The 9173-nt window shown below is 67.9% G+C and carries 13 protein-coding genes; 10 read left to right on the top strand and 3 right to left on the bottom strand.

The window, feature by feature from the left end; genetic code table 11:
- The first annotated feature begins 58 nt into the window (after nt 1-58).
- Nucleotides 59-316, top strand: a complete 258-nt coding sequence (locus C3V38_RS16350; protein ID WP_106386760.1) for a hypothetical protein — start codon at nt 59-61, stop codon at nt 314-316.
- A 107-nt stretch (nt 317-423) separates the two neighbouring features.
- Here C3V38_RS16350 and C3V38_RS16355 read toward each other — a convergent pair whose 3' ends face one another.
- Nucleotides 424-1077, bottom strand: coding sequence for a hypothetical protein (locus C3V38_RS16355; RefSeq protein WP_129591220.1), 654 nt, complete (start codon nt 1075-1077; stop codon nt 424-426).
- Nucleotides 1078-1253: 176 nt separating this feature from the next.
- Between C3V38_RS16355 and C3V38_RS16360 the strand changes: the two genes are divergently transcribed.
- Nucleotides 1254-1604, top strand: coding sequence for an Lsr2 family protein (locus tag C3V38_RS16360; RefSeq protein WP_106386762.1), 351 nt, complete (start codon nt 1254-1256; stop codon nt 1602-1604).
- Nucleotides 1605-1650: 46 nt separating this feature from the next.
- A protein-coding gene (locus C3V38_RS16365) for an IS5 family transposase (RefSeq protein ID WP_371412156.1) occupies nt 1651-2507 on the top strand; the annotation gives its coding sequence in 2 pieces (ribosomal slippage) (nt 1651-2044 and nt 2044-2507; 858 coding nt in all).
- Here C3V38_RS16365 and C3V38_RS16370 read toward each other — a convergent pair.
- Nucleotides 2504-3058 carry an AAA family ATPase gene (locus C3V38_RS16370; protein WP_106386763.1) on the bottom strand — a complete coding sequence of 185 codons (555 nt, stop codon included), beginning with the start codon at nt 3056-3058 and terminating at the stop codon, nt 2504-2506. The two genes, C3V38_RS16365 and C3V38_RS16370, sit on opposite strands and share 4 nt — an antisense overlap.
- 246 nt (nt 3059-3304) lie before the next feature.
- Between C3V38_RS16370 and C3V38_RS16375 the strand changes: the two genes are divergently transcribed.
- The gene (locus tag C3V38_RS16375) at nt 3305-3661 is read left to right on the top strand and encodes a hypothetical protein (RefSeq protein ID WP_129591221.1); all 357 of its coding nucleotides are present in this window, start codon (nt 3305-3307) and stop codon (nt 3659-3661) included.
- Between the two features lie 68 nt (nt 3662-3729).
- Here the strand turns inward: C3V38_RS16375 and C3V38_RS16380 are convergent, their stop codons facing one another.
- Complete coding sequence (locus tag C3V38_RS16380) at nt 3730-4050, bottom strand: helix-turn-helix transcriptional regulator (protein WP_174705814.1); 321 nt, start codon at nt 4048-4050, stop codon at nt 3730-3732.
- A 151-nt stretch (nt 4051-4201) separates the two neighbouring features.
- Here C3V38_RS16380 and C3V38_RS16385 point away from each other — a divergent pair, with 151 nt between their 5' ends.
- The 6 genes from C3V38_RS16385 to C3V38_RS16410 all read left to right on the top strand — a co-directional run bounded on the left by C3V38_RS16385 (nt 4202) and on the right by C3V38_RS16410 (nt 9132).
- Entirely contained in the window at nt 4202-5812 is a 1611-nt protein-coding gene (locus C3V38_RS16385) for an ABC transporter substrate-binding protein (RefSeq protein ID WP_106386765.1), read from the top strand.
- Entirely contained in the window at nt 5794-6804 is a 1011-nt protein-coding gene (locus C3V38_RS16390) for an ABC transporter permease (protein ID WP_254426175.1), read from the top strand. Before C3V38_RS16385 ends, C3V38_RS16390 begins: the two co-directional genes overlap by 19 nt.
- A 106-nt stretch (nt 6805-6910) precedes the next feature.
- A complete protein-coding gene (locus tag C3V38_RS16395) occupies nt 6911-7189 on the top strand; it encodes a hypothetical protein (protein WP_106386767.1) in 279 nt (92 codons plus the stop codon).
- Nucleotides 7190-7223: 34 nt separating this feature from the next.
- Complete coding sequence (locus tag C3V38_RS16400) at nt 7224-7622, top strand: hypothetical protein (protein ID WP_106386768.1); 399 nt, start codon at nt 7224-7226, stop codon at nt 7620-7622.
- Complete coding sequence (locus C3V38_RS16405; RefSeq protein ID WP_106386769.1) at nt 7619-8230, top strand: metallophosphoesterase; 612 nt, start codon at nt 7619-7621, stop codon at nt 8228-8230. Before C3V38_RS16400 ends, C3V38_RS16405 begins: the two co-directional genes overlap by 4 nt.
- Nucleotides 8231-8346: 116 nt before the next feature.
- A complete protein-coding gene (locus C3V38_RS16410; RefSeq protein WP_106386770.1) occupies nt 8347-9132 on the top strand; it encodes a hypothetical protein in 786 nt (261 codons plus the stop codon).
- The last annotated feature ends 41 nt before the right edge of the window (nt 9133-9173 follow it).

A 9173-nucleotide genomic window follows, 5' to 3' on the forward strand; every position in this document is an offset into this window, starting at 1 on the left:
ACGGGCGGTGCAGGCCCCGCGCCCGCCAGCACGGACCGCAGCAGAAGGAACCACCACCATGTCGAACAACACCGGCCCCACCATCTCCAACTGGCCCGCTCAGGACCTGTGGCTCGGCCAGTTCATCTACCTGGACGGATCCAGCTGGGTGCACATCGCGCAGTCCCGCGCGGCCGCGTTCGAGGCGCTGGCAGCGAAAGAAGAGCTGGAGATCCCCGCGGGGCAGACCGCGCAGCAGGTTGTGGAGGAGATGCTCGGCGAGTCCGAGACAACCTCCTACAACGTGACGCCGGTGGACTCCACGAGCTTTGCCTGACCGTCATCGCTGCAGGTGCCCCCAGGCTTTCCCCTGGGGCACTGGTACCTGCGTTGCTGACGGCTGCCGCCGACGGAGTGGACTGCAGAGGGCCGTTTTCGCGGCGGCTACTGGAAGAAGACCGGTTCGCCGAGCTCGTCGGCCCAGCCCTCGGGCAGCCTCCACTCGACGCGGTTCCCATTCACCGCGTAGCCGATGATGTCGGGACCGCCATTCTCGGTGCCGACAGGGACGCTCAAAGTGGTGGCTCCCTTCGCTTTCGAGTTGGGCGGCAGATTGAGGATCTGTTTCGACCCGTCGCATGAGAAGACCAGGTCGTCGTCGAGGCTATTTACCTCGATATTCTGGATCACTTCTCCCTCGTCGTTAGCGTAGTAGAAGTCCGAGGACCACAGCCACTCTGGATATTCGTATGTGCCCACCTCGACATCGGCCTCGAACTTGATTTGGCGAATCTCGCCGGTGACCCCCTCCTCTGCGAAGTCGGGGATAGAGTCGTAGCTAACCGCTTTGCATCCGGTCGCGTCGAGACGCGAGTTGGAGATAGTAATCAGAGGGGTTCCAGTGTCGTCTGTGAGCGTGACCGGTTCACCGAGGGCGACCTCGACCGCACCGCGTTCGTTGGTTTCCTGCACCTGCTCAGCAGCGGTCTCAGCGGGGGATGCGGCAGGCTCAAAGCCACCGTCGTCGTCGTTGCTGCACCCCGCCAAGGTGAGCGCGGATATGGTGAACGCCACTGCGGGAAATAGGCTTCGTTTCATGCCGCTCAGAGTACGGTAGCGCTCTCACTTAGGTGCACAGTAGCGGCATTTGTCTCGGCTGGATTCAGCTACGCTCGTGTCAACCGTAAAGTGCGACTACGATTGCATTCGACCGGCCACCGACATGGAGCGCGGTTGATCCATTCCGGCGACCAGAGTCAGCATTAGGAGCGCATATGGCTGTCCGTTACGAAACCATTTACGTCGACGATCTCGATGGCGCCGAAATAGAAGGCGGCCGGGCTGAAACGATCGAGTTCGCCTTCGACGGCAAGACCTACACAATCGACCTCGACGAACAGAACGCCGCCGCGTTCCGTGAGGCCATTCAGCCGTACCTCTCGGCGGCCCGCCCGGCGGACAACGGCAAGAAGCGGGCAGCCAAGACCGCCCGCCGCTCGAGCTCCTCGACCACCAAGAGCGAGACGGGGAAGATCCGCGCGTGGGCCCGAGCCAACGGCTACACCGTGTCTGACCGCGGCCGGATTCCGGCCGACATCATGGAAGCGTACCGCGCCGCCAACTAGGGCGTGTCTCCCATAGCTCGGCGGTGACTCGCGAGACCGTGGCCGTATGGGACAGACGAAGTCACGGTTCCGCCAGTTCACCGACCAGCAGTGGGAGCGGATCGAGCCCCTGCTGCCCTCGAATGCAGGGCGGCAGGGGCATCCGTTTCGAGACAACCGCAAGATCGTCGAGGCGATCATCTACCGCTACCGAGCAGGGATCCCGTGGCGGGATCTGCCCCGCGACGAATACGGGGCGTGGCAGACGGTGTGGAAGCGCCACGCCCGCTACGCACGGGACGGGACCTGGGATCGTATCTTGCACGTGATCCTGGCCGATGCCGATGCGGCCGGAAAGATCGACTGGAACGTTTCGGTTGATGCGACGATCTGCCGTGCTCATCAGCACGGCACGAACACCACCCGCCCTGATCAGGACACAGGGGGCCAGGTCGAATCACAAGAACCGATCCTTCCGGGACTGTGAACCCGCAGGTCGCGAATGTGGTCACCGGCGGGCAGCGCAATGATGGTGCGATGCTCGCTGAAGTACTGGCCGACATCCATGTACCGCGCCTTGGCCGTGGCCGGCCTCGCACCCGCCCGGACGCGGTGATCGCAGACAAGGCGTACTCGTCCGGCACGATCCGCCGCCAGCTCCGCAGTCGCGGTATCGCCGCCGTGATCCCAGAGAAGAGTGACACCATTGACGCCCGCGCCCGGCGGGGAAGACGCGGCGGCCGGCCGCCGAAACTCGACGTTGACCTCTACAGAGGGCGAAACGTCGTTGAGCGCTCCTTCGCTCTGGCCAAGCAGTGGCGCGCCCTGGCCACCCGCTACGACAAACTCGCGATCACCTACCGCGCCGCCGTCACCCTCTGCGCCATCCTGACCTGGCTACGCCATTTAGGAGAGACGCCCTAGCTTCTCGCCAGGGCGCGGACCCACTGTGAGGTCTGTGACGGATGCGTCAGATGGACAACGTGTAGCCCGGGAAACCGGCCCTCCAACGTCGGTATCACTGGCTTGAGCTTCTTCCGCGTGTGCCAGCCCCATCGCAGAATGTGGTCCTCGTCGATGAGGGTTTTCCATAGCGGCGGCTCGTAGTTCCCGTTCCAAAGTTGCTCGCGCTGCAAGCGTCGGCGGACCGTCCGACGGATGAGGCGGGCCATCTGGATCCTTGTCGGGTAGTCCAGCCACAGGATGGTGTCAGCTCGGGAGACGATAAGGGGCCGCGCTTCGCGGTACTGCAATTCAACAACCCAGCAAGGTGTCGAGATCAAGTCCTCTACGTCTTCGAGAAAAGTCTCTCGCCGGGTCCAGTTTGGGCCGTGGTAGAGACTGTCCAACTCGACGCGCTCGCAACGCAGGACTTCTGCCAGCTCATCGCACAAGGTCGTCTTTCCCGAGCCAGAGACTCCAGCTACCGCGATGCGCTTAGGCCCCCAGGTGATCCTGTCATCAGCGTTGAGCACTGTCCTATTATCCGCACTTCGCATAGAAGCAGGACCCGGGCTCCCCCACACCCACTTACTCGCCCCATCCAGTGGGTCACCGATTAGCTATAGGAGACACGCCCTAGCCGCCGAGGCACCGCCAGGGCCCGGCTCCGAAGAACGTTTTCGGGGCCGGGCCCTTTCGCGTCCACGGCGCACGAGCCGGGCGGGTGGCTGTCGGCAGCGAACTGCTGCACCTAGATGGGGCGGCAGCACAGTAAGGGCATGCCAGTCGCACCGCACACCAGCACGGAGGAGCACGCCATGGACACCATCACCGACACCCGCACCTTCACCTTCGAGGGCACACCCATCAACCCCGAGCACCCCGACTTCGGTGGCGCCCCGGCGTTCACCTCCGCCACCGGCCTGGACGAGGTTCGCTCTCGCATCGACACCGTCTTCGAGGGCAAGGCGCTGCCGTGGCGCCAGGTACTCTCCCTGGCTGGCACCTACGGAGTGGTGTACCTGCCCGACGACGTGCGCGGCACTCTCGCCGGGATCGCCGACCGTCTCGCTGTCGGTGCAGGCGTCGCGGTGCACGACGCTGACGAGGTCGTGACCATGACCCGTACCGCCTGAACTGCGCCTATCCGCAGAGAGGCCCGCAGCGCAGAACGTGCCGCGGGCTTCGTCATCGCGGGATGGCCCTAGTCGTGGCGGGCCCCCATGAGGTGCAGGATCTGGTGCACGGTGTCGTCGGCGAGGCTGTAGCGCTGGCCGCGACCGTCGTGGGGGTCTTTGTCCGCGCGTACCCACCCCTGGTCGCGGAGGACTCGTAGGGCCTGGGAGGCGGCGTTGCGGGTGATGCCGGCGGCGCTTGCGAGCTCGGTGACGGTGGCGACTCCCGGGCCCGCGTCGTGCATGTGCGCCAGCAGGGCCAGTCGGGTGGGGTGGCCGAGAAGATCGAACCGGTCCGCCCACTCAGGCAGGTCGAGCTCCTGGCGGGTGTGAACGTGGGCGTGAGTCATGGTGGGGCTCCTTCGCGGGTGCTGGCCCCAATGCTCACACGGGCCCGTATCGGTGCGGCGTCTGCCGACACGACCTACCGATACGCTCCCGGATAGGTGTCGAAACGGACACCTACATCGGAAACGAACGCCCATATAGGAGCACCCCGCGATGCGGACACCCATCTCTATTGCCTGCGCAGCACTCGCCCTGCCGCTGGTCCTGTCCGGATGCACCGCCCCGGCCGGCACCGCGCCCGCTACCGACCAGCTCGTCCTGGCCACGGCCGACGACCTGGGGGAGTTCAACCCGGTTGCCGGCTACTCCTCCAACGGGGTGTCCCCGCTGTACGAGGGACTGTTGCGCCCGGCCGCGGCCGATGACACGAAGCTGCCTGCGCTGGAGCCGGCGCTCGCCGCCGAAGCGCCGCAGGTCAGCGAGGATGCCCGGACGTGGACGGCGCGGCTGCGCGAGGGGGTGCGGTTCCACGACGGCACTGACCTGGACGCCGGTGACGTGGCCGCCACCTATCGGGCGGTCCTGGACCCTGCCTCGGCATCGCCGATCGCAGACGACTACCGGCTCATCGCCCGCATCGACACCCCCGATGCGCTGACCGTGCGGTTCCACCTGGATGCCCCGAACCGCGAGTTCGCCTCTCGCCTCCTGCTGGGCATCGCGCCGAGCGAGCGCCTGGCTGGCGGCCCGGCCGCCGACTCGAGCTTGAACACTGATCCGGCCGGCACCGGCCCGTTCCAGCTCGAGCAGCTCTCGCCGACCGAGGCGGTCCTGGTCGCCAACCCTGGCTACCGGGACGGCGCCCCTGAGTTGGACCGGGTCGTGCTGCGCTCAGTTCCCGACGACAACGCCCGCGCCCAGCAGCTGCTGGCGGGGCAGGTCGACGGTGCCGCGCTGCCACCGCGCCTGGCCGACAGCGTCGATGGCCGCGACGGGGTGACTGTGCAGTCGGTCAACTCCGCCGACTGGCGCGGGGTATCGCTGCCGGTCAATCACCCGTTTACCGGGGAGGCGGTGGCCCGGCGGGCCCTGAACATGGCCGTGGACCGAGAGGCACTGGTCGAGCAGGTGCTGTCCGGCCACGGCCAGGCGGCCACCACCCCGATCACCAGCGCCTACCCGGAGTACCACCAGGTCGCCTTCGGGCCCATGGATCCGGCCACCCGGGTCTTCGAGGCCTCCGCGCTCCTGCGGGGCGCCGGCTGGGAGCTCGACGACGAGTCCATGGTGCGGATCCGGGACGGGCAGCGCGCCGAGCTGACGGTCGCTTACCCGGTCAACGACAGCCTGCGCCGCGAGCTGGCGTCGGCGTTCGCTGACCAGGTCCGGGCCATCGGTGTCGACGTCACCCTGTGGGGCGCCTCCTGGGACGAGATCGAGGCCCGCGCCGACGAGGTCGCGATCATGCTCGGCGGGGGAGACAACCCGTACACCGTCGACACCCAGGCCCGCCGCGCTCTGCACTCACGCACGCCCGCGTCGGGGCCGTTCGACAACCCGGGCGGATGGAGCAACCCCGGCATCGACCAGGCTCTGGATGCCCTGACTGACCCGGCCAATACTCGCAGCCCCCGGGACCTGTACGCCCAGGTGCAGGACGAGTACCGCACCGACCCGGGCTACGTCGTCCTGGCCACCCTGCGCCACACCTACGCCACCCGCGACACCGGCTACTCCGGGCCCGCTCCGATCCTCGAGCCGCACGCCCACGGCGTCACCTGGGGCCCGTGGTGGTCCCTGGGCCAGTGGACGGCGAACCGGTGATCCGCCGGCTGGGGGAGCGGCGCCGCGATCTGCTGACGTTGACCGCGCGGCGGGCCGCGATCGCGCCGCTGATCATGGGCATGGTGACCGCGGCGGCGTTCGCCCTGGCCGCGGTGTCGCCGCTGGACCCACTGGCCGCCTACCTGGGCGACAGCTACCAGTTCGCCGGAGCGGAGACCCGCGACGCGGCCGCGAAGGCGCTGGGCGCGGACGCCTCGTGGTGGCAGGCATGGTGGCACTGGCTTGTCGGGACGGCCAGCGGGGATGCAGGCTTCTCGCACACCTACCGGCAGCCGGTGGTCACGGTGCTGGCCGAGCGACTGCCGTGGACGCTGCTGCTGTCCGCGGCCGGGCTCGGGGCGGCGTTGCTGCTCGCGGTGGCCGGCGGGCTGGTCGCTGCGCTGCGGCCGGGTGGGGTCGTGGACCGGGCGGTGGCCAGGCTGGCGGTGTTGGCCTCGACGGTGCCGACGTTCGTGATGGCGTTGGTGGTGGTGGCGGTGTTCGCGGTGACCTGGCAGGTGGTGCCGGTGTCGGGGGCGTGGGCGCCCGGTGCGGCGCCGACGGTGGTTTCGACCGCGACGCACCTGGTGCTGCCGGCGCTGGTTCTGGCCGTCTCGCAGCTGCCGTGGATGCTGCTGACCACCCGGCAAGCAGTGTTGAAGGCTGTGGAGTCCGCGCCGGTGTGCCACGCCCGCGCCCGCGGCTTGAGCCGATGGCGAGTGCTGGTCGGGCATATCGGCCCGGTGTCGTGGACCCCGTTGATCGCGCTGGTCGGCGCCCGACTGCCGGAGGTGATCGTGGGCGCCCTGGTCGTGGAGGAGGTATTCGCCTGGCCCGGCCTGGCAGAGGCCACCGTCGACGCCGCCCTGGGCGCCGACCTGCCGCTACTCGCGGCGGTCACCGCCCTGTCCGCCGCGGCAATCATCGCAGGCACCTGGCTCGCCGACTGCGCCCTGATGCTGGCTGACCCGAGAGTGAGGGTCCATGCCTAACCGCGACCTTCGGGCTGCTGCACCTCAGTCGGCCGGCGTGACCGTGGGACCACTGACCACCGCGGCGGGCACGCCACGTCAGGCCGCCCACCGAAAGGAACACTCGATGACGCTCACAGAGCAGCTGGACCAGATCGACGCGCAGATCGCAGGATTCACGGACTTCGGCGGCGACGCGACTCGCGCCCTGAACGCGGTAGGGGCGCCCCAGCTGGTGGCCGCGATCCGGGCCGTGGCGACCACCATCGGCCCCCACTATGACGCCGAGGTGCGGCGCAACGCCAAGTTCGGACGCACCGGCAGTGACTGCGTGTGCGAGACGTGCCGAGCGATACGCGGCATGGTCGACGCCCTCAGCTCCGGGGAGCACCATGCGCAGCTCTGACGATCTTGACCCAGCGACGCAGGGAGAACCGACGATGAACAGCGAAGAAGTCGACGTGGCCGCTGACGCCATGTGGGCAGCCATCGACGACACGGGCATCCGCGGGCGCCTCTACCGAGAGGACTGCCTGTACCTCGCGCAGGTACTGGCAAAATCCGGGCTGCTGGCGCGCCACGTCGACGACGACCAGGCCCCAGTTTCCGACGGCGAGTGGGTGCGCATCCCCGCAGATCAGGTGCACGAGGAGTGGATGGCGGCAGTCGGCTGGCGCAACGGGATCGGCCAGACCGAGCAGAACCAGGGCTACGGAGACACCCGGGAAGCGGCCCTGGCTGACGCCCGTAGCCAGCCGCGGCTGCTGGGACTCGGAGACGAGGACGAGGTCGCCCACAAGGCACTGCGCCGCCTTGCCAGCTCGTGGGAGGAGGCGTGAGCAACGCCTTCTTCACCGCCGACCTGCACCTCGGGCACCGGCTCGTCTCCGACCTGCGGGGTTTCGACACTGTCGAAGACCACGACTGTGCCGTCATGGACAACCTCGCCGCCACACTTGGCACCAGCGACACCCTGTGGCTGCTCGGGGACATCTCCGCAGGGGGCGGCGGCGGTCAACGTCACGCCCTCGCGCTGATCGAGGAGGTGCTCGTCAGTCGCGGCCGTACCGTGCACCTGATCCCCGGCAATCACGACGGTGTGCATCCGCTTCACCGCAACGCACTCAAGTGGGATGGCCCCTACCGGCAGGTATTCGCCTCGGTGCAGCCGTTCGCGCGGCGCCGCATCGCCGGCCGCAACGTATGGCTGTCACATTTCCCGTGGCGGGGCGGAGGGGACCACACCGACATCGACCGCTACGAGACGGTGCGCCTGAACGACGACGGCACGTCGTGGCTCCTTCACGGACACACCCACAGCCTCGAAGCCATCGACTACGAACGCCGCCAGATCCATGTCGGTCTCGACGCCTGGGACCTGCGCCCCGTACCGCTGGAGGAGATCGCGGCCCTGGTCAACGCCACCGAAGTGGCAGTGCCCAGGTGAGCCCGCGACCGCGACCTGCCGGCCCGTCACCGCCGACGCGCGCCAATGCCTCCACCGCCGAGCCCGCACCCAACCCGAAGAAAGGATCGCCGGGCACCGCCCGACGGAACACCGCTATGCAACGCACTCACCGCAAGATCCTCGCGTCGGCAACCATCGCCGCTGCCCTCACGCTGACCGCGTGCTCCTCGGAGGAATCGGGCGCCCCAGCCGACGGCCCAAACCACGGCGGCAGCCCTGCGCACGGCGGGGACACCGAACAGACACCGACGTTCGACTACTCCATGCCGCAGCTGGGCCCGGTCACCGTCCACGAGATGCGCTTCGAGATCCCGCAGGTCGCGCTCGACAACGAGCCCGACTACGAAGAGGGAAAAATGTTCAGCTCGATCTCGATCAAGCCGATGCAGATCGACGCCCCGGGTGTGTGCGGCATCGAGATGAACCGAGAGCTGCACAACGATCCCGTGGAACGGCTGACGCAGCGGCTCTTGGCGGACAACCGCCGCTTGCCCACGCTGCGCACAGGCTGGGGCGATGACGACAAGCTCCCCACTCCGGAGGAGGCCCGTGAGTTCGCCGTAGACGTCGTCGCCGGGCAGAAGCGCAAGCCGGAAAGCGCCCTGGACCTCGCCAACCCTGAGCCGGGCCGGTACGTGTCGGACGACTTCACCAGCATCAAGGCCGTTGGCTCTTGTGCCTCGTCGGTCGATTCCGATGACGCGCTGGTCACCGTGGCCTACCGAATGGTCGGGCAGAGGCCAGCCGTCGATTCTGGCGATCCGTACGACACCTTCGCCGAGGCCGAGGTCGGGATCTTCACCAACGGCGACATCTTCGTCACCGGCGCCGAGATTGAGGGCTGGGAGCAGGACATCAACGGGGACTGGATCCCCGACTGATCCAGCCGAGCCCGAGCATTTCGCCCACACGAGCAGGAGCC

This window comes from Dietzia sp. oral taxon 368, from assembly GCF_002999155.1.
GTDB lineage: Bacteria > Actinomycetota > Actinomycetes > Mycobacteriales > Mycobacteriaceae > Dietzia > Dietzia cinnamea.